At 69.5% G+C, this 22676-nt stretch carries 20 protein-coding genes and 1 pseudogene; 9 read left to right on the top strand and 12 right to left on the bottom strand.

From position 1 onward, the window contains the following. Positions 1–362: 362 nt before the first annotated feature. Entirely contained in the window at positions 363–821 is a 459-nt protein-coding gene (locus tag ACO2Q2_RS05300) for a hypothetical protein (RefSeq protein ID WP_423254738.1), read from the top strand. A gap of 283 nt (positions 822–1104) precedes the next feature. Here the strand turns inward: ACO2Q2_RS05300 and ACO2Q2_RS05295 are convergent. Beyond that, positions 1105–1782, bottom strand: a pseudogene (locus ACO2Q2_RS05295) (FAD-dependent oxidoreductase); the annotation flags it as partial. A 119-nt stretch (positions 1783–1901) separates the two neighbouring features. Between ACO2Q2_RS05295 and ACO2Q2_RS05290 the strand changes: the two are divergent. Continuing rightward, complete coding sequence (locus ACO2Q2_RS05290) at positions 1902–2744, top strand: class I SAM-dependent methyltransferase (protein ID WP_423254737.1); 843 nt, start codon at positions 1902–1904, stop codon at positions 2742–2744. Positions 2745–2788: 44 nt separating this feature from the next. Here ACO2Q2_RS05290 and ACO2Q2_RS05285 read toward each other — a convergent pair whose 3' ends face one another. Both ACO2Q2_RS05285 and ACO2Q2_RS05280 read right to left on the bottom strand, forming a co-directional pair. Then, the gene (locus ACO2Q2_RS05285; protein WP_423254736.1) at positions 2789–3514 is read right to left on the bottom strand and encodes an anti-sigma factor family protein; all 726 of its coding nucleotides are present in this window, start codon (positions 3512–3514) and stop codon (positions 2789–2791) included. Beyond that, positions 3511–4017: an RNA polymerase sigma factor gene (locus tag ACO2Q2_RS05280; protein WP_423254735.1), complete on the bottom strand. Its 507-nt coding sequence runs from the start codon at positions 4015–4017 to the stop codon at positions 3511–3513. Before ACO2Q2_RS05280 ends, ACO2Q2_RS05285 begins: the two co-directional genes overlap by 4 nt. A gap of 108 nt (positions 4018–4125) precedes the next feature. Between ACO2Q2_RS05280 and ACO2Q2_RS05275 the strand changes: the two genes are divergently transcribed. From ACO2Q2_RS05275 to ACO2Q2_RS05245, 7 genes are all read left to right on the top strand, one after another. Beyond that, positions 4126–5397, top strand: coding sequence for a S8 family serine peptidase (locus tag ACO2Q2_RS05275; protein WP_423254734.1), 1272 nt, complete (start codon positions 4126–4128; stop codon positions 5395–5397). A 101-nt stretch (positions 5398–5498) separates the two neighbouring features. Beyond that, positions 5499–6323 carry a hypothetical protein gene (locus tag ACO2Q2_RS05270; protein WP_423254733.1) on the top strand — a complete coding sequence of 275 codons (825 nt, stop codon included), beginning with the start codon at positions 5499–5501 and terminating at the stop codon, positions 6321–6323. Between the two features lie 290 nt (positions 6324–6613). After that, entirely contained in the window at positions 6614–6961 is a 348-nt protein-coding gene (locus tag ACO2Q2_RS05265; protein WP_423254732.1) for a PadR family transcriptional regulator, read from the top strand. After that, the gene (locus ACO2Q2_RS05260) at positions 6958–7860 is read left to right on the top strand and encodes an HAAS signaling domain-containing protein (protein WP_423254731.1); all 903 of its coding nucleotides are present in this window, start codon (positions 6958–6960) and stop codon (positions 7858–7860) included. Before ACO2Q2_RS05265 ends, ACO2Q2_RS05260 begins: the two co-directional genes overlap by 4 nt. Positions 7861–7948: 88 nt before the next feature. Then, positions 7949–8503, top strand: a complete 555-nt coding sequence (locus ACO2Q2_RS05255; protein WP_423254730.1) for a peroxiredoxin — start codon at positions 7949–7951, stop codon at positions 8501–8503. A 23-nt stretch (positions 8504–8526) separates the two neighbouring features. Further along, positions 8527–8991, top strand: a complete 465-nt coding sequence (locus ACO2Q2_RS05250) for an NUDIX hydrolase (protein WP_423254729.1) — start codon at positions 8527–8529, stop codon at positions 8989–8991. A 288-nt stretch (positions 8992–9279) separates the two neighbouring features. After that, complete coding sequence (locus tag ACO2Q2_RS05245) at positions 9280–10071, top strand: YiiX/YebB-like N1pC/P60 family cysteine hydrolase (protein ID WP_423254728.1); 792 nt, start codon at positions 9280–9282, stop codon at positions 10069–10071. 280 nt (positions 10072–10351) lie between these two features. Here the strand turns inward: ACO2Q2_RS05245 and ACO2Q2_RS05240 are convergent, their stop codons facing one another. The 9 genes from ACO2Q2_RS05240 to ACO2Q2_RS05200 all read right to left on the bottom strand — a co-directional run bounded on the left by ACO2Q2_RS05240 (position 10352) and on the right by ACO2Q2_RS05200 (position 22669). Then, complete coding sequence (locus tag ACO2Q2_RS05240) at positions 10352–12859, bottom strand: heavy metal translocating P-type ATPase (RefSeq protein WP_423254727.1); 2508 nt, start codon at positions 12857–12859, stop codon at positions 10352–10354. After that, positions 12859–13278 (bottom strand): heavy metal-responsive transcriptional regulator, encoded by a 420-nt coding sequence (locus tag ACO2Q2_RS05235; RefSeq protein ID WP_423254726.1) that lies wholly within the window; start codon positions 13276–13278, stop codon positions 12859–12861. Before ACO2Q2_RS05235 ends, ACO2Q2_RS05240 begins: the two co-directional genes overlap by 1 nt. 303 nt (positions 13279–13581) lie before the next feature. Then, positions 13582–14688: a mannuronate-specific alginate lyase gene (locus tag ACO2Q2_RS05230; RefSeq protein ID WP_423254725.1), complete on the bottom strand. Its 1107-nt coding sequence runs from the start codon at positions 14686–14688 to the stop codon at positions 13582–13584. Positions 14689–14693: 5 nt separating this feature from the next. After that, positions 14694–16178 (bottom strand): alginate O-acetyltransferase, encoded by a 1485-nt coding sequence (locus ACO2Q2_RS05225; RefSeq protein ID WP_423254724.1) that lies wholly within the window; start codon positions 16176–16178, stop codon positions 14694–14696. Positions 16179–16186: 8 nt separating this feature from the next. Beyond that, the gene (locus ACO2Q2_RS05220) at positions 16187–16831 is read right to left on the bottom strand and encodes an alginate O-acetyltransferase AlgF (protein ID WP_423254723.1); all 645 of its coding nucleotides are present in this window, start codon (positions 16829–16831) and stop codon (positions 16187–16189) included. 24 nt (positions 16832–16855) lie between these two features. Further along, the gene (locus ACO2Q2_RS05215; RefSeq protein WP_423254722.1) at positions 16856–18139 is read right to left on the bottom strand and encodes an alginate O-acetyltransferase AlgX-related protein; all 1284 of its coding nucleotides are present in this window, start codon (positions 18137–18139) and stop codon (positions 16856–16858) included. 33 nt (positions 18140–18172) lie between these two features. Next, positions 18173–19594 carry an MBOAT family O-acyltransferase gene (locus tag ACO2Q2_RS05210; RefSeq protein WP_423254721.1) on the bottom strand — a complete coding sequence of 474 codons (1422 nt, stop codon included), beginning with the start codon at positions 19592–19594 and terminating at the stop codon, positions 18173–18175. 13 nt (positions 19595–19607) lie between these two features. Next, positions 19608–21281, bottom strand: coding sequence for a mannuronan 5-epimerase AlgG (gene algG / locus ACO2Q2_RS05205; RefSeq protein ID WP_423254720.1), 1674 nt, complete (start codon positions 21279–21281; stop codon positions 19608–19610). Next, complete coding sequence (locus tag ACO2Q2_RS05200; RefSeq protein WP_423254719.1) at positions 21272–22669, bottom strand: alginate export family protein; 1398 nt, start codon at positions 22667–22669, stop codon at positions 21272–21274. The genes algG and ACO2Q2_RS05200 overlap by 10 nt, the downstream gene beginning before the upstream one ends. Positions 22670–22676 lie beyond the last annotated feature (7 nt).

Raw genomic sequence — 22676 nt, 5'->3', positions numbered from 1 at the left:
CACCGTGGCGCCCCTCGCCGTTTGCGCCACCGGCGTGGCGGAAGGTGCGCCGGCGAAAAAGTGGGGTGGAGCCCCGCCACACCGGAACCGCCTGTCGGCACGCCCCCTGCCCGGCTGCCGGGCGTCGTGCGAAACGCCGCGCCAGCAGCCCGACAGGCTGGTCTAGAGCGTGGGCCGTAGAAACTTTGGATAGCGAGATTAGGCTATCGCCATAGGATGCGTCTATCGGAGGGTACGCATAGTCATACTATGTAAGCCCGACGAGAGGCGCAGCCTATGGATGAGAGCACAATCGCAGCCCAAAGATTTCTACGGCCCACGCTCTTGGGCTGGCATCGTCGACGACCGAGAGGGTGGACGACATGATCGACAGGTTTCAGCATGGCACGCCGATGCAGTTGTGGCAGGCACTGGTGCAGGAGGCCGGCCAGCGCGCCGGCCATCCGCTCGACGAGACGCGCGAGAGCTATCTGGTGTTCGTGCTGCTGCGTTTCCAGCGCGACGCACAGCTGCTCGCGCACACCCACGGCGTGGACTGGCTCGACGCGCTCGAACTGGTCGGCACCGCGCGCGGCGACGCGTTGCGCGACGTCGGCGACCGCTGCCTGCTCGTCGCCGGCCTGTTCCCCGACGTGGCCGAACGCCGCCGCGTCAGCGTGGGCTACTACATCGACATCGGCCGCGCCGCCTACCAGGGCGTGGCCGACGTCGGCCGCCGCGCCACCGCCGCGCTCTACGAACAGCTCGCCGCCAGCTACCGCGAACTGGTGCGCACGCTGGCAGCGATGCGCCGGCTCGATCCGCCGATGTTGCTGCGCTGAGGCTGGACTGCCAGGGCACGCGCCATCGCCTCCGGCGCCAGGCAGGTGGGTGGACGAGCGAAGTGGTCCGCACGGAAGACGGCTTTCTCGCTGGGCGCGTGCCCGTACATGTCGATGCGCGCAGGAGGTGTCAAAGCTGGCGTCGACAAGTCCCGACGAATGTCGGTGCAAGGGCGCGCCTCATGCCGCTCGCGGCGTCAGAAGCCGTTGACCTCGCCGCGGCAGGATCCACGTGACACCTCGTCACTGCCGCTCCGTGACGCAGCGAGCTGCGCCTCCAGCTGCTCCAGAAAAAACTCATCCTTGGCACCGGATCATCCGGGCGCGTGCCCACCGGCAGCATGCCCGCCATGCGGCGTGCACCCACGTAGCGCTGGCGCAATTCGCCTGGCCACGGCCAGTGCGCCTGCTCCACCAGGCACCACTGCGCGCCCCACGAATACGGTCGATCGAACGCCGCGGGCGCGACCTGCGCGCGCAGCGCCGAAGCCGAGCCATCAGCCACCACGATCAGGTCGAAGCCGTCATGCACCTGCCCCGCATCGTCGACGAGCCGCCCTCTCTCGGCATCGACCTGCACGATGGCGCAGCCGGCGTGCAGACACCGCCCGGACTGCCACGCGGCATTCAGCAACTGGAACAAGGCACCGCGCTGCAGGCCCACGCCGCACAGGCGGCGATCCAGTTCGGCATAGCGCATGTCCATCACCGCACGTCCGCCCGCGGTTTCGCCAAACAGGCGGGTGATCGGCATTCCGTGCGCCAGCACCGCATCGAGCAGGCTCAGCTCCCACAGCACATGCAGGCCGATCGGCTGCAGCAGGAAGCCCGCGCCGACCGGGCCCGGATGCGGCACCCGCTCAAACACCTCCACCGCATGACCATCGCGCGACAGCAGCAGCGCCGCTGCCTGGCCGCCGCTGCCGTAGCCCACCACCGCAATCCGTAGACGCTTGCCCATCCGTGCCCCTTAGCATCCTGACCATCACAACACGCGCCCGTGCCGTCGCGCAGCCTGGGCTACCATGCCGGCCCCTCCCGCCTTGCCACGTGCCGAGCTTATCGGCCCCGGAGTCCTTCTTGGCGCACTACACCGGCCCCCTGCTGACCCACGACACCGGCGCGGCCCTGCTCGACGCCGCCCGCCGCGGCGCCGCGTCGTGGCAGGGCTCGCTGGATCTGGGCCGCTCCAGTGACGAGGCCGTGCTCGACGCCGACGCCTGGCACTGGCGCGGCCAGCGCTACCCGTACCCCGGCAAGCTCAAGGAGCGCACGGTCTACTGGTGGGACGGCGAGGAATTCGCGCCGGTGATGCGCTTCTCCGGTTCGCTGATCAAGCTGGTGCCCACCGAGTGGGGCGCACCCACGTTCGAGATCGACGGCATCAAGATGCTGCCGACATCGAAGGAGTCGCCGTACGAGGATGCGCGCCGCAAGGTGGCGCTGGTCGAACCGCACGGAAAATCCGTGCTCGACACCTGCGGCGGCCTCGGCTATTTCGCCGCCTGCTGCCTGGACGCCGGCGTGGCCCGCATCCAGTCGTTCGAGAAGAACGCCGACGTGCTGTGGCTGCGTACGCTCAATCCGTGGTCGCCCGACCCGGACGCGCCGGAGCACGGCGGTCGCCTGCAGCTCGCCCATGCCGACGTGTCCGAGGCGATCGCGCGGATCGCCGACGCCTCGGTGGATGCCCTGCTGCACGATCCGCCGCGCTTCGGCATCGCCGGCGAGCTGTACTCGCGGGCTTTCTACGATCAACTCGCCCGCGTGCTGCGCCGGGGCGGCCGGCTGTTCCACTACACCGGCAGCCCGAACAAGCTCACCAGCGGCCGCGACGTGCCGCGCGAGGTGGCCAGGCGGCTGGAAAAAGCCGGCTTCAAGGCGCAGCTCGCGCTCGATGGCGTGCTCGCCACGCGGTGCTGAGCATGGAGCGCGCCGGGCAGCGGCGGTGAACGCCCACGGCTCGGTCAGCGCCAGCCCGCGGCGCGCGCGGCGCGCTCCTGGCTGGCATCGAACACGTCGCCCTGCCGGCGCGCGTCGATCGCCCGCTGCACGGCCGGCGGCAGCGCGCTGGCGGCCTGGCGCATGTCGCCCTCGGCCGGCACGCCCACCGGCACCACCACCGGCACCTGCCAGCCCTGCTCGTCGTGGCAGGCCAGCCCGGCCCGTGCCGGCGCGGCGTGCCGCACGAAACTGCGGCAGATGCGGCCGTCGGTCGCGCGGAAGGTGAGGCCGACAGTGATCGGCGCGCCGGGCTCGGGGGCGCTGGCGAGCTGGTCGTCCAGCGCGCGCGACAACGCGCCGCCGGCAAACGTCTCGCCATCGCGCAGGCGCACCAGGTCATGCGCCGAGGACTGCCACAGCAGCACCGCCAGCGCGGCGATCGAGGCGGCCATCGCCAGCGCGGGCATCGCCCAGCGACGAGGCGGGCGGCGCGCAGGCAGTGCGGTCACCGAGACGAGAGGCGCTTCGGCCACCGGCGCCTGCAGCAGCGCCGCCAACCGCGCAGGGATCGGCTCGTCCAGCACCGGATCGAAGGCCCCGCGCAGCGCGGCACGCAGCGCGCGCTCGCGCTGCACGCGCGCGGCGAGCAGCGGATCGGTCGCCAGCAATGCGTCGATGCGCGCGGTGGCTTCGGCGTCGAGCTGGCCGTCCACGTAGGCCTGCAGGGTGTCGTCGTCGATCGGGTTCATGCCTCGGATCCAAGATGGTTTTGCAGTGCGGCGCGTGCACGCGCCAACCGGCTGGTGACGGTGCCGACCGGCACGTCGAGCAGTTCGGCAGCCTCGGCGTAGGACAGTCCTTCCACCAGCACCAGGGCCACCACTTCGCGATGCTCCGGCGGCAGCGCCGCCATGGCGGCAGCCACGGCGAGTTGCTCGACCGGCGGGGCGACGCTGTCGTCGACCGTCGCCATGCCCGCCTCCTCCGGCAGGAACACGGCCTGCGTGCGGCCGCGCGAGCGCAGCTCGTCGCGCCAGGCGTTGCGCGCGATCGCGAACACCCACTTGTCCAGCGCACCGTCCGGCCGCCACTGGTCGGCGCGGCTCAAGGCACGCTCCAGCACCAGTTGCACAAGATCGTCGGCGTCGTCGACGTGTCCGGCGAGCGCCCGGGCCAGTCGCCGCAGCCGCGGCAGAATTGCGAGCAGTCCATCACGCACCGTCTGTTGGGAATCACGGGTATCTGATGACATGACGTTCGAGCGCGGCCGATCCTTCCATTTCCCGTCACCGCGCAGTGCGGCAGGGTAAATTTTGCGGATGCTAGCATCCGTGCCGCTCCTGGCTGTCCGGACCGCTCGATGCCCCGCCTGCGCCTGTCCTGGTTGTGTTGCATGGCCTGCGCCGCGCTGGCCGCGACGACGGCCGCGCGCGCGCAACTGCTCGGCGGCCATCCGCTGCCCAAGCCGCCCGCCCTGCCGGTACGCCTGCCGGCGAACGTCGACGTGGCCGCCCGCGTGAAGACCCCGCGGATCGACGAGTTGCTGCGTGCCACCACCACCCATATCCCGCGCACGCTGCAGATCCGCGCGCTGCTGCGCGACCCGTCGCAGCGGGTGGCCCTGGACCCGCACGGCGACCCGGTGCTGCGCGGCGAATTTCTTGCCACCGGACTGACCACCGCGCAGATCGCCGACCTGCAGCGCGAGGGATTCACCGTCGAGCGCGCGCCGCCGGACACGGACAACCTTGGCCTGGGCATGGCGATCGTGCGCGACACGCGCCGTCGCGGCGAGGCGCAGGCGCTGCGCGCCTTGCAGCGACACGCGCCGGGCGCGGCCTTCACCTACCAGCATCTGTATCTGTCGGCTGGAGCGACGACCGCCGGCACCGCGCCGACCGCCGCCACCACGAACACCGCGACGCCCCGCGAAGGCGACCTGCGCATCGGCCTCATCGACGGCGGTGTGGACGGCAGTGATCCATCGTTGGCGCACGCCCGCATCGTTACGCACGGCTGTGCCCGGTCAGTGGCCTCGCGCCATGGCACGGTGGTCGCCTCGCGTCTGGTGGCCGGCGACAGCGACCAGTTGTATGTCGCCGACCTGTGGTGCGGCGACGCCGTCGGCGGCGCCACCTCCACCCTGATCGACGCGCTGGCGTGGATGGACCGCGAGCACGTGCCGGTGATCAACATCAGCCTGGTCGGACCGGACAACCCGCTGCTGGCGCGCGCGGTGCAGGCGATGATCGATCGCGGCCACGTGCTGGTCGCCGCCGTCGGCAACGAGGGGCCGGCCGCACCGCCGCTGTATCCGGCCTCCTATGCCGGGGTGATCGGCGTCAGCGGCGTGGATGGCCGGCGACACGTGCTGCCCGAATCCGGCGCCGGCCCGCAGGTGGCCTTCTGTGCGCTGGGCGTGGTGGGCGACGGACGCGACGGACGCGATGCACTGCGCGGCACCTCGTTCGCCTCGCCCATCGTCGCCCGGCGTGCCGCCCGCCATGTGCCGGCGGCGCATCCCGGTGCCGCCGCCGAGGTGATGCGGCAACTGGCCGGTGAGGCGATCGATCTCGGCCGCCCGGGGCGCGACACGCGCTACGGCTACGGCCTGCTTGTGCCGCAAGACTGAACCGCTCCGCAATACGACCGGAGCGGCCGGGAAGGATGCTTCGCGCCACGACGTACTGGACGCTGGAAGCCGCGGATTCCCCGCCGGCCGGAGGTCCCACCATGAAGCTCTCGAACCGTTCGCTCAGTCCCCTTCGCTCGACCCTGATCGCCAGTGCGCTCGCCCTGGCCTCCACGGCCACGCTGCATGCGCAGGTGATCGGCGGTGCGTTGAACGGCGGCCTCGCCGGTCGACTCGACGCGCCGACCCCGCACGTCATCGATCAGATCGGCCCGCGTGCCCGTGGCGTGACCGACCGCACCACCCACGGTCTGGATCGCGCCAGGACCGCCATACAGAGCCACGCCTCGCAGGCGGCCGAGAAGGGCACATCCATTGCCGGCAGCGCACTCGATCGCGCCACCAGCCGCGTACCGACCGGCAGCGCCAGTGGCGCCGTCAACGGTGCCGCCAACGCCTCCGGCGCGATCGACAGCCAGGCCGTCTCGGGCCGTGCCAGCGGCATGGCGTCCGGCGGCGCGGACGTGGTCGGCAGCGCCATGAACGGCAGCGACGTCGGCGCGATTCGCGGCACGGCCCAGCAGGCCGCCGCCAGCGCCGCCGCACAGGGTCGCAACACCGCCGCCAGCACGCGCCAGCGCGTGTCCAACGGCCTGGATCGCGCCACCGGCGTGGCGGCCACGGCAGGCCGGCAGGGCCTGGACAAGGCCAGGTCCGCCGTCTCGCGGGCTGGCGCGATGGGTAACGGCAGCATCGGTGCCAATGCCAGCGGCAGTGCGGTGGGGTCGTCCAGCGCGAACGGTGGCAACGGCGTGTCCGCCTCCGGCAACGCGCAGGTCAGCGGCTCGGTCAGCCGCAGCGGCGCCTCGGCCTCCGCTCAGGCCGGCGGCAACGTGGACGCGCAGGTCGGCAGCGACGGTCACTGATCGGACAGTCGCTGATCGGACGGTCACTGATCGATCGCGCCGCCTGACCCCAGGAAAGCCCCCGCACGGGGGCTTTCCTTTTTTCGCGCAATGCGCAGGGTTGGCACAGGCCGGTTTCGACGCACACTTCGCGCAGGACGGCGTCTTCGCCACGCGCCGCTGACCCGGCACCGTCGGACTTTCCCACCACGAACCCACTGCCGTGCAGACCTTAGCGCCGCGGATGGCGAACGACTGTTGATTAACTGTGTATCACACAGTACATTTCGGCACACGTTACGAGGTGATGCATGGCCAATGCCCGCGAATCCACCACCGCGAAGCTGGAACTCGAGTTGCGCCGCGGCGCCCTGGTGCTGGCCGTGCTCACCCAATTGCGCCAGGCGCAGTACGGCTACTCGCTGCGCCAGGCCCTGGCTCAGCGCGGCATGACCATCGAGGAAGGCACGCTCTATCCGCTGCTCCGCCGCCTGGAGAGCCAGGGTCTGCTGGCTTCCGAATGGCGCATCGAGGAAGGCCCGCCGCGTCGCTATTACCGACTCAACGACGCCGGCGAGGCGCTGCTCGCCGAACTGACCGCCAGCTGGAACTCGCTCGTGGGGACCATGGCCGGACTTCTGCAAGGGGATGGGACATGAATGCGAACGACGTGATCGAGGCATACGTGGCGGACGTCATGCGGCGCCTGCCGCGCAGGGACCGCCGCGAGATCGGACTGGAACTGCGCGGCCTGCTGGCCGAAATGCTCGCCGGGCGCAGCGCCGGCGAGGTCCCGACCGATGCACAAGTGCTGGCCATGCTGCAGTCGTTCGGCACCCCGGCCGACGTGGCTGCGCGCTACCGGCCACCGGGCATGCTGATCATCCCGGCCGAACAGAGCCGCTCGTTCGCGGTGATGTCGCTGGTGGGCATCGCACTGCAATGGGCGCTGACCCTGCCGCGCGTCTTCCAGGATCAGCCGCTGGTGACGTGGTGGTTCAGCTGGGGCCTGGGCGCGCTCTGGTGGCCCGGCTTTCTGGCGATGAGCGCGCTGGCGGCGGCCTGGCTGCGCCAGACCGGAGTGACGCGCGATAACTGGCGACCGCGCGTGGTCGATCCGGACCGGGTGAATCGCGCAGCGATGGCCTTCGGCCTGGCCGGCTTCGCCGTGGGCGTGGCCTGCATGGTCGCCCTGCCGTGGATCGTGCGGGTGATGCCGCAGCCCTGGCCGCAGCGGTTCGCGTTCGCGCCGGAGTTCCTTGAAAGCCGCGCTTGGCCGGTACTGGTGCTGTGGCTGGGCAACTTCGCCCTGCTCGCCGGCGTGCTCTCCCGGGGACGCTGGTCGGCGACGACGCGCTGGCTAGAGCTGGGTTTCGATATCGCGTGGCTGGCCCTGCTCGGCTGGTGGCTCGCCGGGGGCGCCATCTTCCAGGCGGCGGCCGCCGACGAGGGCGCGCGGGCCGGCCTGGGGCTGGTCATGCTGTTCGTCGCCGCGGATCTCATCCTCAAGCTGTATCGCTGGCAGCGCCGGCTCCGCCCGCCGCTGCCAGCGGGCTGACCTGCCGGCAACACGAGGCGGTGTACATCCCTCGCCATGGCTCTGGCGTATAACCACGGTTTGCAAATTCCCCGCTCGGAGCCCACCCATGCGATTCCCTGCCAAGTTCGCCGCCTTCGCCTTCGCCCTGGCCGGCGCCGCCACGCTCTCCACCCCGGCCTCGGCCGTGCTGAAGGAAGGTGCGCAGGCCCCGGATTTCACCCTGCCCGCCTACCTGGCCGGCAAGCCGTTCACCTTCAGGCTCGCCGATGCGCTGAAGAACGGCCCGGTGGTGGTGTATTTCTTCCCCGCCCCGCACACCTCCGGCTGCAATGTGGAGGCGCATCTGTTCTCCCAGGCGATCGACCAGTTCAAGGCGCTGCACGCCACGGTGATCGGCGTCACCGCCGGCAATCTCGACCAGCTGGCGGCCTTCTCCGCGGAAACCGAGCACTGCGGCGGCAAGTTCCCGGTGGCCGCCGACAAGGGCGCCGTCATCGCCAGAAAATACGACGCCACGCTGCTGATGCGCCCGGGCTGGTCGGACCGCACCTCCTACGTGATCGCCCCCAACGGCAAGATCACCCACGTCTACTCGGCGCTCAATCCGGACAAGCACGTGGAAGAGACGCTGGCCGCGGTGAAGGCGCTCGAGGCGAAGTAAGCCGCTGCCCACGGAGAACCGCGATGCCGGACCTTCCCCTGCGCTGCTCGATGGTTTCGGTGGTGGTCGTGCGCGGCCGCGGCGGGCACGCGCGCACCCTGCTCGTGCACCGCGCCAGAGCGCACCTGCACGGCCTGTGGACCTACGTGGCCGGACACCTCGAAGCGGGCGAAACCGCCTGGCAGGCGGCGCGGCGCGAACTGCACGAGGAAACCGGCCTGCGCGCCGCCAGCCTGTATTCGGCCGACCGCTGCGAGACGTTCTACGACGCGCGCGAGGAATGCATCGCCGTGGTGCCGGCCTTCGTGGCGCTGGTCGACGCCGGTGTCGAGGTCCGCCTCAACCACGAGCACGACGACCACACGTGGCTGTCGTTTGACGAGGCCATCGCGCGGCTGCCCTTCAGCGGACAGCGCGAGCTGTACGCGGACATCCAGCGCGCCTTCGTGCTGCAACCGCCGCCGGAGGCGCTGCGCATGCCCGGCTGACCCGCGCGCTGGCTTCAGCGCAGCCTGCCAGGGTCGACCCTCATCCGGCCGGGCACACGATCGCTGCACGCCCCGGCGGCACGGCAAACCACCGGGGCGATGCCGCCGCCTCGGCCGCCGACCAGTTGCCGCAATGCCTGCACGGCCTGCTCCACGCGCCAGCGATCGCTGGCAGGGCCGACCCGGATCTCCGCCATGATTCGCGTCACGGCGGCGACGGCGACCGCGCCGATGCACGACGGTGCCGGTTTGCCTATGCTCGGCCTATTCCATCGCCGGAGCGCCCCCGTGTTCCATCCCATGGCCTGGCTCGGCCGCCGCCTCGCGGACTTCCTGTCCAAGCCGCGTGCCTCGGAAACGCACGTGGGCACCAGCCGTTTCGAACTGCTGCGCGCCACGCTGCGTCCGGGCGATGTGCTGCTGGTGGAAGGCAGCAGCCGCTTCAGCACCGCCATCAAATACCTCACCCAGTCCAGCTGGTCGCATGCGGCCCTGTACGTGGGCCACGCGCTGCGGGCCAGTCATCCCGAACTGGGCGTGCACGTGCTGGTCGAGGCGGACGTGCGCGAAGGCGTACGCGCGGTCGCGCTGGAGGCCTATCGCGGCATGCACACGCGCATCTGTCGCCCGGTGGGGCTGACCGCGGCGGAGATCGGTACCTTGATCGAGCACGCGACCCGCCGCATCGGGCAACAGTACGACATGCGCAACATCATCGACCTGCTGCGCTACCTGCTGCCCACGCCGCCTGTGCCGGGCCACTGGCGGCGCCGGCTGCTGGCGCTGGGCAGCGGCGACCCCACGCGCGCGATCTGCTCGTCGCTGATCGCCGACGCCTTCCAGAAGGTGCGCTACCCCATTCTCCCGCGCATCGAATCGCACGATCGCCCGCGCCAGGACGTCCGCCGCGCCCGCCGCGAGATCCTGCACATCCGCAGCTCGCGCCTGTACACGCCGCGCGACTTCGACATCTCGCCGTACTTCCTCATCGTCAAGCCGTTGCTGGAACACCACTTCGACGTGCACGCGCTGCGCTGGGCCGAACCGTCCCCGTCGGACTGCGGCGAGCAGGCGCACTGAGCGCGGAGCCGCCCGGCGTGGTGCGCCGACCTGACCGGGGAAGATGGCGCCGGGGCGTGCACGCGCGGAGTCCCCCCGCCACGTTCCGCCCAGGGGGAGCCAGGGCGCGGCGTACCAGCACGCGTGGTAGAACACCTTGCCGCCCGCCCATGCCGGGATACGTCTTGCTGCGCATGCAGGCCGGTCATCGCTGCTCCATCGCCCAAAAACCCGAGAACGTGATCGATCGCGGTATCTTGGAGGTGAAACAACGTCAGCAGAAAGGCCGCTGGCACGCCAGTTACAGCGCCACCCGCCGCAGCCGCAGCGCGTTGCTCACCACCGACACCGAGCTGAAGCTCATCGCCAGCGCGGCGATCATCGGCGACAGCATCCAGCCCAGCCACGGATACAGCGCGCCAGCCGCCAGCGGTACGCCGACCGCGTTGTAGATGAAGGCGAAGAACAGGTTCTGGTGGATGTTGCGCACGGTGGCACGCGACAGCGCGCGTGCCCGCACGATGCCGGCCAGGTCACCCTTCACCAGCGTCACTTGCGCGCTTTCCATCGCCACGTCGGTGCCGGTGCCCATGGCGATGCCGACGTCCGCCGCGGCCAGTGCGGGGGCGTCGTTGATGCCGTCGCCGGCCATCGCCACCCGGCGACCGTCCTTCTTCAGCGACTGCACCACGTCCGCCTTATCGGCCGGCGACACCTCGGCGTGCACTTCGTCGATGCCCAATTCGCGCGCCACCGCCTGCGCGCTCAGGGCGTGGTCGCCGGTGAGCATCACCAGCCGCAGTCCGTCCGCATGCAGCCGGCGGATGGCGTCGGCCGCGCCGTCCTTGAGGCGGTCGGCCACGGCCAGCAGCGCGGCTAACGCACCGTCCATGGCGAGGTACATCACCGTGGCGCCGTCGCCACGCAGCGCGTCGGCGCGCGCGGCGGTGTCCGCATCGAGCTCGACCGACAGCGCCCGCATCATGGCCGCGTTGCCCAGCGCCACCGCCTGGCCGTCGATGAGGCCCTGCACGCCCTGCCCGGTCACGCTGCGAAAATCCTCGACCGACGGCAGCGCCCGCGCTCCGGCCGCCTGCACGATGGCGCGCGCCAGCGGATGCTCGCTCGGCGCTTCCAGCGCGGCGGCGAAGCGCAGCAACGTCCCGTGCGAGCGCCCGCCCAGCGGCAGCAGCTCGCGCAGGGTCGGCCTGCCTTCGGTGAGCGTGCCGGTCTTGTCCACCACCAGCGTGTCGATGTCGCGCATCGCCTCGATGCTGCCGGCATCCTTGAACAGCACGCCCAGGTGCGCGCCGCGGCCGCTGGCCACCATGATCGAGATCGGCGTGGCCAGCCCCAGCGCACAGGGACAGGCGATGATCAGCACCGACACCGCGGCAATCAGCGCGTGCGCCAGCTTCGGGTCCGGCCCCAGCCACGCCCACAGCGCGAACGCCAGCACCGCCGAGCCGACCACCGCCGGCACGAACCACGCCGCCACCTGGTCCGCCACGCGCTGCAGCGGCGCGCGGCTGCGCTGGGCCGCGGCCACCAGCGCCACGATCTGCGACAGCACCGTTTCGCTGCCCACCTTCTCGGCACGCATCAGCACGCTGCCATCCTGGTTGACCGTGCCGCCGGTGAGCGGCGCGCCGGCTGCCTTCGCCACCGGCATCGGCTCGCCGGTGAGCATGGATTCGTCAACGTGGCTTTCGCCCTCCAGCACCTTGCCGTCCACCGGCACCTTTTCGCCCGGCCGCACGCGCAGCGCGTCGCCCGGCTGCACCGCGTCCAGCGGCACATCGGCTTCGCGGCCGTCCGCATCCACGCGATGGGCGGTTTTCGGCGCCAACCCGAGCAGCGCCTTCAGCGCCTCGCCGGTGCGCCGGCGCGCGCGCAGTTCGAGAAAGTCGCCCAGCATCACCAGCGTGACGATCACCGCCGCCGACTCGAAGTACACCGCCACCTGCCCGTGCACGCCGCGAAAACTCGCCGGGAACAGCCCCGGCGCGAGGAAGGCCACCGCGCTGTACCCCCACGCCACGCCGGTGCCCAGCGCGATCAGCGTGTACATGTTGGGCGACCAGGGTCGGTGGGCTCGCGCCGGCGCCGCGGACGCCTCGCGCGGCTCTGCCGCCCTGCGGGCCGGGGCGGCCTCGCCGTGGTGCGGCGTCATCGCTCGATCGCGTATCGACATACGCTCACTCGCTCTTCCTTGCTCCACAGCGAGGCCGCCTCCGGCGCGAGCCGCCCGCGGCACCGGCGCGAGCCCAAGCGAATTCCAGCCGCGCCGGAAGAACGGCGCGCCGCCCCACAGCACCACCACGCTCGACAGCAACGCCTCGATCCATCCCGCCACGCGATCCCACGGCGACGGCAGGTGCCAGCCGAACAGATGCGGCCCCATCGCCACCAGCAGCACCGGCACGGTCAGCACCACCAGCGTCCAGAAACGGCGCGCCATCGCCTTCAGCTCGCCGCCGTCGTCCTCGTCGGCCGTCGGCATCATCGGCTCCAGCGCCATGCCGCACTTGGGGCAATCGCCGGGGCCGACCTGCTGCACCTCCGGGTGCATCGGACAGGTGTAGATCGCGCCCGCCGGCGCCGGCGGCGCGCTCTTGCGCTCGCCCAGACAGGCCGCCGGATCGGCCACGAACTTCTCGCGGCAACGCGCGGAGCAGAAGTAGTAGGTGTGCCCCTCGTGCTCCGCGCGGTGCTTCGTGGTGTGCGGGTCTACCGTCATGCCGCAAACTGGGTCGATGGCCGTGGCGGAAGGAGTGCCGCCGTGGCAGCAGGAGGCTGCATATTCCATCAGACGTTCTCCTCGTCGTTGAGCGCGCGCAGGATCGGGCAATGCTCCGGCGCGCCATGGCCGGGACACGAAGCCACCAGTTCCACCAGCCCATCGCGCACCCGCTGCAGCTCGGCGATGCGTGTCTCGATCGCCGCCAACCGCTGCTCGGCGCGCTTCTTCACCGCCTTCACTCCGCGCCGGCGATCGGCGGACAGCGCCAGCAGGTCGCGGATTTCTTCCAGCGTGAAGCCCAGCGCCTTGGCGCGGCGGATGAAGCGCAGCTGCGTCACCGCGCCCTCGCCGTAGCTGCGATAGCCCGACGCACGACGCAACGGCTCGGGCAGCAGGCCCTCGCGCTCGTAGTAGCGGATGGTGTCGATGGGAACCCCGGCGCGCTTGGCGACGGCACCGATGGTGAGAGAGGCGGGTGTGTTCATGCCGTCACTCTAGACCCTTGATGTTGGTCCAGAGTCAAGTATGGGCGAAGCCTTCAGACTAATGCCGGCGTTGACATGACCGCGTAAACGGCAAGCGCCGTGCTCCCGCATCCTGGCCTGTCCCAGGCCGAACCGTCGCGAATCGGAGTGCGGCAGGCCTTCAGCGCATCCGCATCCTTCGCCGTGGCGCGCTGCTCGGCGCGCCATCGAGAGCGTGCACCGCCGTTCGACACCGCTGCGGGAGGGCGACCACGTCGGGCACGTGCAGCGCGTACCCGATGACGCGTCGATGCGCGTGCCTGCTCACTTCCCCAGATGAAACACGGCGGTGACGTTGCCACCCAGCCGGGTGTTCTTCATGGGGCGCAGCGAATCGGCCTTGCGCGCGATATCGCCCCCGCAGTGGACGGTCCAGCAGTACGGCTCCAGCCATGCCAGTTCGGTGGGCTGCTTGCGGACGTTCTCCAGTTCCTGCTTGAAGCCGCCGCTCCTGGCGGCGAACACGGCCGGATCGGCGATGCCCTGCAGGGTGCGTCGGGCCACGCGCGTTAGCGCACCGTTGCCCTCGCTGGCCAGGTCGACGCCATTGGCCTTGCCGAAGGCGGCGATCATCGCGATCGGGGTGATCGCGAAGTTGTGGTAGCCCAGCGCGCGCGTCTGCCGCTTCAGTTCGTTCGGCAGGTAGCCGTCGGCATCGGCCTGGTCCGCGAAGATGCGGTAGACCTTCATCGCCCAGTCGAACTCGTCGCGGCGGTTCTCCACCACGCTGGTCGCCATGATCGCCCATGCGGCCCAGTAGAAGTGGTTGTTGATCTTCTTGCGCGGTGAGGTGAGATCCCACTCGGTCTGCACCTTGTCACCGACGCGGTCGAGCCAGTCCTTGATCCGCTGCGTCTGCGCCGGATACGCGGCCAGCGGCTGCGAGCGCGAGAACTGCAGGTGCAGGAACGATCCGCTCAGGCTGGCCAGCGCCCACTTGCGCATCGCCTTGCCGGAGTACGAGGTGGACGGACCCAGCAGCGCGTTCGCATCGGCCCAGGCGGCGTACCAGCCGACCACGCATTCCAGCGTTGCCGGCGTTCCGGTACGCATGTACTTGTCGACCATCTTGGCGACGCCCTTTTCCAGCCGGCTTATCGGCTGGCTGCGCGCCTTGTAGATGGCGTTGGCACTGGCGTTGAACTGATCCCGCGCCTTGCCCGAGCCCTGGTATTTGCTGGGGAAATCGAGCGTGCCGGTGTACGGCGCCGGCGGCGGCTCGCATTCGAAATCGTCGTCCGGCTTGTGCACCACAGCGGCGTCGTAACCGGGCGGCGGCACCAGTGCCTGCGACGCCTGCGCGCCCAGTGGCGCCGACCCCAGTGCGGCCGCCAGCAGCCACCCGCAGCGACATCGGAAAGAAGCACTCATCGTCGTCACCTCTGCGTACCGGCCATCGCTGGCGCTGTATCGGCCCGTGGGCACACCGTTGCGGTCACGCTCAGCGGCTTGGCCGGCGCTTGGTCCATCTGCAGCGTCACGCCCATCAGCGTCGCCGCGGCGTAGTCCGGCCGGTCCGAGCGCAGCTCGCTATTGAAGCGCCCGCCGTTGTCCACGTACTGCTTGAAGTGCAGCTTCAGCGACTCCTTCAAGCCGCTGAAGTAGAGCACCTGCGCGTCGAGGTCCTTGATGCCTGGGTCGCTGAACTGGAACTCCAACTGGTAGTCGCGCCCGACCAGCGGCAGGATGCGGCCGCCGCCGTTGAACAGCAAGTCGTTGCTGCCCTGGTGCAGGGTCACCGTGCGCGTCAGCACCGCCGGTTTGCCATGGCAGCCGCCGGTCACCAGTGGCACCGCCTGCCGGTAGATCTTGTACGGGTTATGCTCGGAGCTGGGGTAATCCTGGTAGGGCGTCTCCCAGATCAGGTACTTCGGCGGATGCTGCTGGAACTCCTTGCTCGCCAGGTAATGCAGCAACGAGCCCTCGAACGAGCCGCCGGTGATCGCCACGTCGAGCACGTCCACGCCTAGGTACTGCTCCAGGTAACCAGGGAAGTTGTAGCCGCCCTTGGTATCGCTGTTGCTGGTGCCGACCAGCACCACCTCCGGCTGCGTCTCGTCGCCAAGCAGGCTGCCGCCGCCTTCCTGCTCGGTGACGAACGCCGATTCGTACTGCAGCGAATAGCCGCCGCCGCACAGTTGCGAGGCGACCTTCTGCAGCGTGCCTGGCTTGCCGATCACGCCGTCGCTGCGGGTGGTGAACTGCTTGCGCGGGACCGAAGAGAAACCGGGCAGCCGGCGCATCGTCTGCGCGATCACCTCGGCGGTGTGCTGTGCGCCAGCGGCGGTCCAGTGGTGGTCGCGGCGGAAGTAGTAGTCGTAGCCCTTGTGCTCGTCCACCAGTTGGTCCAGCGGCGGCACGATGACGCCGCCGCGGCGCAGGCGCTGCAACGCCAGCGCATAGTTTCGGCGTGCCGCGTCGACGTCGTAGCGCCGCCGCTCCTTCGGGGTCAGTTCATCGAAATCCATCAGTCCGCGCGGCGGCTGGTAGATCATCACGATCTGCGTGCCGCGCCGGCGCAGCGCATCGCTGAGCCGGCGCAGCTGTTCGATGCTGGCGTCGGACACGTCGAAGCGCGTGGTCAGATCCAGCCCGGTACGGAACAGCCAGCCATCGCGCCCGTCGACCAGCACGCGAAAATCGTTGAGGAACTTGGAGCCGGCATAGACCTGCGGGTTGGAAGCCAGCGGACACAGCTGGCAGCACGGCTGGACCTCGTAGTGCGGCGCTCTGGCGCTCAGCGGCGTCGGCACCGGCACCGGCGTGTTCGCCGGATCGGCTGGCGGCGTGCGCGCGTCGGCCGACGTGCCGGCCGACAGCGCGACCAGGACGGAGAGCAGCGTATGGATCGTCCTGCGCATGGCGCGCCTCAACCGTTGATCCAGATCAGCACCGGACTGCTGCGGGTGCCGGTGACGAACAGACTGTAGGTGCTGCCGCGCGACAAGGTCACCGGCTTGGCATCGGCCAGCTTGCCGGAGCCGTCGTACACGGCCAGGCTGGCCTTGACCGGATTGACCTCGCGCTCGCCGCTGGCATTGGCGGCGACCTGATCGATCACCTTTTGCCCGTCGGCGGTGCGCAGACTCAGCGTACTGCCGTCAATCATGTTGTAGACCGCCACCAGCGCCTTGAGCTGGCTGTTGAAGCACGGCTGGTCGAACAGGTGCACCTGGCTGCCGCCCTCCAGCACGGCGGTATAGCAGTGCGAGCCCTGCAACTGCGCGCCCTGCGAGGCGCCGCCGATCTTCACCGTGTACTGCCCCGGCGGCAGGAACTGGTACGAACTGGCCTCCATCGCCGCAATGCTGCCGAGGTCCTTGCTGCCGACCTGCGCCGTCACCTTCGGCTGGCTGCTCGCGTTGAACACGCGGATGAAGGCCGAGCCCGGCGGTGCCGCGGGCGGATACAGGCCGGCCATGGCAATGGTGACGCTGCCGAGCAGGGTCACGGCGAGCGCGGTGCGGACCAGCCGCGGCGACCGCGAGGGGCGTTCAGGGATTGGCTTGAACATGGCGGGAAGAACCTCCTTCTCCGGCTAAAGGCCGCCGCTGGCGGCCGGGGTCGCCGCATGGACGGCGAACGCGTCCGGCGGCAGGTGATAGGCGGCGAGTGTGGGCTGCGGGAGCGGCAGATAGCGCTCCGGCACTTCCCACACCACCAGTTTCGGCGGCGCGACGCGGAAGTCGGCCGAGCCGAGATAGGCCAGCATCGGCGTGAACGGACCCTCGCCGGCCTTCGCGTAATTGAGCACGTCGGCCTGCAGCGCCTGCTCCAGCGCACCGGCGAAATTCCACTGCGGTTCGGCGCTGTAGCTGGTGCCGACCAGCGCCACTGCGGGCGTCGACGTGCCGCCGAGCAGGCCGCCGCGCGCGTCGGCGATCGTGCGCACCTTCCGCAGTTGGTCCGGCGGCGGCAGCAGCGAGCCGAACCACGGATCCAGCGGCAGGAAGTTGAACAGGTCGCCGCGATGCACCTGCGTGCCGAGCGTCTCGGTGTGGAACGTGCCGGTCGCGTCGACGCTGTCGCTGAGGCGCGCGGCGATCGCCCGCGCCGCCTGCCGTGCGCCGTACGGCGTCCAGTGCGTGTCGGTGCGCAGGAAGGTCGGCTGCTGCCGCTTGCCGTCGAGCAGCACCGGCAACAGGCCCATCGCGGAAACGCCTTCGGCGTGCAGCGTGTCCAGCGCCTGCGCATAGAGCCTGCGATGCAGCGCGGGCGGCTGACGCCGGCCGAGGTGTTCCGGGTACACCCGTGCCTTGGCCGGCACCACCACCACCAACAAGGCGACGTGGCGCTGCGCCAGCGTGCGGCGCACCCAGTCGATCAGCGCGAGATGGCGCACGACCAGCGCCGGCGAGTCGTTGTCGAGCTTGAATTCCTCGTCGGTGTACAGCCAGCCGTCCCGGCCGACGACGACGCCGGGACGGCCTTCGCCGAATAGTTCGTAGTCGGCAGCGGCCCAGAGATTCACGCCGAGGTTCTTCAACGGGAAACGTTTGTCGTAGTGTGTCTCGAAGGCGTGCGCGAGCTTGCCCTTCCATACGTCCGGGTGGTCCTTCGCTCGGAAATCGAGCGAACGCGCCAGCCCGACGATGCCGAGCACCAGCACCAGCGCGAGGAACAGCACAGCGTTCCACGCCAGCACCCGGTGCGCCGGTCCCATCGCATGCAGCCACGCCGCGCGCAGCCGCTGCGCGACGGCGGCGGGCCATGGCAGGCGGCGCGGCTTCGGCCGCGGCCGCGCACGGACGATGTCGAGCGGCGGCCGGTACGACAACGCCTCACGTTCCCCCGTCTGCGGCCTGGTCGCTGGTCTTTGCATCGAATGCCTCGTCCTCGCAGGAAACCTGCGGCGCTAGAACTGGAAGTACAGGAACGGCGAATAGCTCTGCGCCGACAGCTTGAGCACCGCCAGCACGAACACCGGCCACACCAGCCACTGCAGCGCCAGCCGGCCGTGCGCGCGCACCGGCGGCAGCGGCGCCGGCCGCAGGCTGGCCGCGCCGGTGGCCGCGGCTACCACGATCGCCAGCAGCAGGGTCGCCACCTGCAGCGAGGTGATGCTGCCGGCGTAGACGTCGGACAGCCCGGCGCCGTGGAAATCGAACATCGCGCGGTAGATACGCAGCGCGTCACCGACGCCGTTGGCGCGGAACATCACCCAGCCCAGCACCACCAGCAGGAAGGTCAGCGCCCAGCGATGCCAGCGGAACCGTTCCACGCTCGCCTTCACCCCGCGCGCACGCTCCACGCACAGGATCAGCCCGTGCCAGCCGCCCCACAGCAGAAAAGTCCAGTTGGCGCCGTGCCACAGGCCGCCGAGCAGCATGGTCAGCATCAGGTTGCGGTAGGTCTTCACCGTGCCTTTGCGGTTGCCGCCCAGCGCGATGTACAGGTAATCCCGCAACCACGCCGACAGGCTCATGTGCCAGCGCCGCCAGAACTCGGTGATGCTCTGGCTGATGTACGGCTGGTTGAAGTTCTCGACGAAGCGGAAGCCCATCATCAGGCCCAGGCCGATCGCCATGTCACTGTAACCGGAGAAGTCGAAGTACAGCTGCGCGGTGTAGGCCAGCGCGCCCAGCCAGGCGTCGGCGGTGTGCGGATGGGTCAGCGCGAAGGCATCGTTGGCCAGTGGCGCGATCGAGTCGGCGATCAGCACCTTCTTGATGAAACCCTGCATGAAACGGATCGCGCCCTCGCCGAATTTCTGCCAGCTGTGCTCGCGCTGCACGAACTGGTCGGCGAGGTCCTTGTAGCGGAACACCGGGCCGGCGATCAGGTGCGGGAACAGCGCGACGAAGGTGGCGAAATCCACCGGATGATGGGTGGCCTCGGTGTCGCCGCGATACACGTCGGCAATGTAGCTGATCGACTCGAAGATGTAGAACGAGATGCCGATCGGCAGAATCACGTGCAGCCACGACACCTGCCCCGCGCCGGCCATGCCCAGCACCTCGTTGAGGCTGGAGACGCCGAAGTTGGCGTACTTGAAGTAGCACAGCGTCGCCAGGTTGCCGGCCACGCCGAGCACGACCCGCAGGCGCGCCGCGCGGCTGCGCCGCGGCTGCCGCGCGATCGCCAGACCGATCAGGTAGTTCCACACCGTAACCGTGGCGAACAGCAGCAGGAAATCCACCCGCCACCACGCGTAGAACGCGTAGCTGCCAATCAGCACCACCAGATTGCGCGCACGCCCGCGGTTGGGCGTCAGGTAGTACACCGCCAGGAACAGCGGCAAGAACAGGAACAGGAACACATTGGAGGAAAAGACCATGGCACGTCCTCCCTCACGGATCCGCCGAGCTGACGTCGAGCGACACCGGTTTCACCACCACCGGCAATCGCTGGCGCACCAGGATGTCCAGCACCTTCTCCTGGTGCCGGCCGAGCACGCCGCTGAGGTCGATGCCGAGCGCGCGGCGCGGCTCCAGCAGGTCCACGTCGTAGAGCTCCAGGCTCAGTGGCTGGTCGATAGTCACCGGCCCGGAGCCGTTGGACACCAGCTTGCCGCCAACCACGGTGAGCGAAATGCTCGGCTGGAATGGGTCCAGCTTGAGGTTGCGGCCGGTGTCGCTGAGATCCTTGATGTGCCCGTAGATGCCCGACAACTGGTTGCCGACCGCGACGTTGTCGCGCAGTTGCACTTCAATGCTGTTGCGCACGCGGATGCCGTGGCGGTTGTTGGCCAGCACCAGGTTGCGCCAGATCAGCGTGTTCGGGCTCTCGTAGATGGTGATGCCGTCGGAGTGATTGCGGTACGACTTGTTCAGCGCGATCACGTTGCGCACGCTGCTGCGGTCGACCACGATCCCCGACAGGCCGTTGTCGTACGACTTGTTGTCGATGATCCAGCTGTTGGTGACCTCGCGCGAGACGATGATGCCGTGCTTGATTCGCGTGTCGTGCACGGTGTTCTTGGCGATGATCAGCCCGTGCGAGCGATCGTGCGGATCGATGCCGTACTTGATGTTGTGGTGATAGGTGTTGCCACGGATCACCACGTCCCTGGCTTCGTAGCAGTAGAAGCCGAACCAGTTGTCGAAGAACTCCGAATCCAGCAGCCAGCCGGTCGGCTCCCTGCGCTTGAGGATCGGCGCCAGCGACGGGCTGTACTGGCTGATCGAGATGCCGTAGGCCTTGCTCGCCGCGTAGCCCAGGTGCGCCACCGTGCTGTGAACGATGTAGGTACGCGAGCCGCCCCAGGACAGCAGGAACGGCCGGAAATCATCCTCGCTCTCGAACCACGCCGGCTTGTCGTGCGCTTCGTCCCAGCCTTCCAGCCGGCTGTGGGTGATGAACAGGTCGCCGTCGTTGATCAGGAACGCGCCGCGATCCAGCGACAGGCGGAAGTCCTTCGCCTCGCGGTCGATGTGAAGCGTTGCGCCAGGCTCCACATGGATCGGCAGCCGCGCCACGAACACGCCCGGCTGCGTCTGCGCGAAATATTCCTTCGGCAAGGCGCGCGCCATGTCGCTCGGGGTCACGTAGCCGCCGCTGATGAAGATCACCTTGGGCATCGAACGCTGGCGCAGCGCCCACTCGCGCATGCGGCCGTCGCGGCCCATGAAGTTCTTGAAGGCGGGCTGGCCGAACATGCTGCCGACGTGCACCCGCCCGGTAGGCGTGCGCCGCAGCTTCTGCATCACCGCCGCTTCGGTGTAGCCGGAAAGGTCGGGCAGCTTCGGCGGCTTCCAGGCGTCCAGGGGCTTTGCCGAGCCGGCGCTGACGACATAGGATTTCACCCGTGCGGTGGCGGTGGCGGCCTCGTCGACGTCCGCGTCCGGATGATCCTCATCGGAGCCGTCGGTCTGGTCGCTGCCGTCGGCCACGTCGTGGCCATGTGCCGGCTTCGCCTTCGCATGTCCTTGGGCATGCTGCGCCGCGGGCGCTGCCGCCGCCCAGCCCACACCGCCGCCGATCAGCAGCGCGATGGCCAGCACGCTTGCAAACCTCAGCGCCATAGCACCAGCTCCAGCATCACGCGGTATTCATTGCGCGCGTTGGCCGCATAGGCCGCGCCCGGATGAAACACCGAGCCGCGCAGGCGGACCGAGCTGGCCGGCTCGTCGCCGGACAGCAGATCGGAATGCGCCACCTTGCCGCCGAAGAAGCGCGTGAGCATCACGTCGTAGCCCTCGCCCAGCGAGCTGTTGTCATTCACCGGCTCGATGTTGACGGCATCGACGTAGACCGGCGCGCTGCTGTGCACGCGGTTGAAGCGGTTGTAGATCACGCTGGCGTTCCAGCGCCCCAGGTTGACTGAGGCGTACGCAGTGGACACCTTCAGGTTGCCCAGTTCGGCACGATAGGCATCGGTGAAGCGCTGGGTCAGCGAATCGGTACCGGTGAAGCGCGAGTAATTGCTCTGCAGGCCGGTCTGGCTGTACTGGGTGGACAGGTTGTCGCCGCGGCCGCCGCTGCTGTAGACGTAGGCCGCGCCGAGCTGCAGCGGGAATTTCTCGATCGGCAGTCGATAGCGCAGTCCCAGGTCGGTCGCCCAGGCGCGTACATGGCGGTTGCTCATGCCGTCGACCACGCGGGTGACCGGGTCGATCAGTGCCGTGCGCTGGTGGCCGCGGACCCAGTTGAGCGAGGCGTTGTATGCCAGCGGTGGCGCATCGGCGCCGTCGTAGTAGTGGTTGTGAAAGAACAGGCCGACCCACAGCAGGTTGGCCGAGGTCAGCTTGGTGCCGAGGTCGGTCGGCGCGCCCAGCGGCGGCAGTTGTCCGTGATCGTCGACGTAGATGGTGCGCACACCGAAGCGCTGGTAGGCGCGCCACTCGCCGCCGAGCGTGCCGAACACGTAGGTGCGCTGCTTCTGGTCCGGCGGCAGGCCGACGCTGTCGGTGCGGTACGTGCTGAACTCCTTGCCGACGCCGAACTCGGATTGCACCAGGGTGGTGTTGAAGATCCAGCGCACGGCGTCGACGTCCTGGTCCACGTACATCGCGTCGTCCTCGCGCACGCGCTGGCGACCCAGCCGGATCGACTCACCCGGGTAACGGAAGCCGGCGTAGTCGACCCAGGCCTCCTTCAGCCCGAGGAACGTCTGGTCGGTCGGACCGACGTTGTTGTTGTCGTTGGCCCCGGTCTGCACGCGGCCGGTCGGCGCGAACAGGCGCACGCGGACGAACGCGCTCCACGCCGGCGAGAACTGGAAGTGCGCCCACGGCGTGGCGTCCAGGTAGGCCTGCTGCGAATGGCCGCGGCCGAGCAGGCCGAGGTCGCCGTTGGTCCCGTCGACGGCGCCCATGTCGGCCTTCAAGGCGTAGTCGGTCTGCGTGGCCGCGGCGGGAACGGCGGCCAGCGCCAGCAGGACACCACATCCGGTCAATGGAAACGTACGCATGGCGGTC

It is taken from the genome of Dyella sp. KRB-257, assembly GCF_049445995.1.
Lineage (GTDB): Bacteria > Pseudomonadota > Gammaproteobacteria > Xanthomonadales > Rhodanobacteraceae > Dyella_A.
Note: the sequence above shows the minus strand (reverse complement) of the source record. Positions and strands in the feature narration are given on the sequence as shown.

Coding starts and splice junctions, on each gene's coding strand:
- ACO2Q2_RS05285 (WP_423254736.1), bottom strand. CDS start 3,514: ATGAACCCGATCGACGACGACACCCTGCAGGCCTACGTGGACGGCCAG.
- ACO2Q2_RS05275 (WP_423254734.1), top strand. CDS start 4,126: ATGCCCCGCCTGCGCCTGTCCTGGTTGTGTTGCATGGCCTGCGCCGCG.
- ACO2Q2_RS05255 (WP_423254730.1), top strand. CDS start 7,949: ATGCGATTCCCTGCCAAGTTCGCCGCCTTCGCCTTCGCCCTGGCCGGC.
- ACO2Q2_RS05260 (WP_423254731.1), top strand. CDS start 6,958: ATGAATGCGAACGACGTGATCGAGGCATACGTGGCGGACGTCATGCGG.
- ACO2Q2_RS05225 (WP_423254724.1), bottom strand. CDS start 16,178: ATGCGCAGGACGATCCATACGCTGCTCTCCGTCCTGGTCGCGCTGTCG.
- ACO2Q2_RS05215 (WP_423254722.1), bottom strand. CDS start 18,139: ATGCAAAGACCAGCGACCAGGCCGCAGACGGGGGAACGTGAGGCGTTG.
- ACO2Q2_RS05300 (WP_423254738.1), top strand. CDS start 363: ATGATCGACAGGTTTCAGCATGGCACGCCGATGCAGTTGTGGCAGGCA.
- ACO2Q2_RS05250 (WP_423254729.1), top strand. CDS start 8,527: ATGCCGGACCTTCCCCTGCGCTGCTCGATGGTTTCGGTGGTGGTCGTG.
- ACO2Q2_RS05200 (WP_423254719.1), bottom strand. CDS start 22,669: ATGCGTACGTTTCCATTGACCGGATGTGGTGTCCTGCTGGCGCTGGCC.
- ACO2Q2_RS05265 (WP_423254732.1), top strand. CDS start 6,614: ATGGCCAATGCCCGCGAATCCACCACCGCGAAGCTGGAACTCGAGTTG.
- ACO2Q2_RS05235 (WP_423254726.1), bottom strand. CDS start 13,278: ATGAACACACCCGCCTCTCTCACCATCGGTGCCGTCGCCAAGCGCGCC.
- ACO2Q2_RS05270 (WP_423254733.1), top strand. CDS start 5,499: ATGAAGCTCTCGAACCGTTCGCTCAGTCCCCTTCGCTCGACCCTGATC.
- ACO2Q2_RS05280 (WP_423254735.1), bottom strand. CDS start 4,017: ATGTCATCAGATACCCGTGATTCCCAACAGACGGTGCGTGATGGACTG.
- ACO2Q2_RS05240 (WP_423254727.1), bottom strand. CDS start 12,859: ATGGAATATGCAGCCTCCTGCTGCCACGGCGGCACTCCTTCCGCCACG.
- ACO2Q2_RS05230 (WP_423254725.1), bottom strand. CDS start 14,688: ATGAGTGCTTCTTTCCGATGTCGCTGCGGGTGGCTGCTGGCGGCCGCA.
- ACO2Q2_RS05220 (WP_423254723.1), bottom strand. CDS start 16,831: ATGTTCAAGCCAATCCCTGAACGCCCCTCGCGGTCGCCGCGGCTGGTC.
- algG (WP_423254720.1), bottom strand. CDS start 21,281: ATGGCGCTGAGGTTTGCAAGCGTGCTGGCCATCGCGCTGCTGATCGGC.
- ACO2Q2_RS05210 (WP_423254721.1), bottom strand. CDS start 19,594: ATGGTCTTTTCCTCCAATGTGTTCCTGTTCCTGTTCTTGCCGCTGTTC.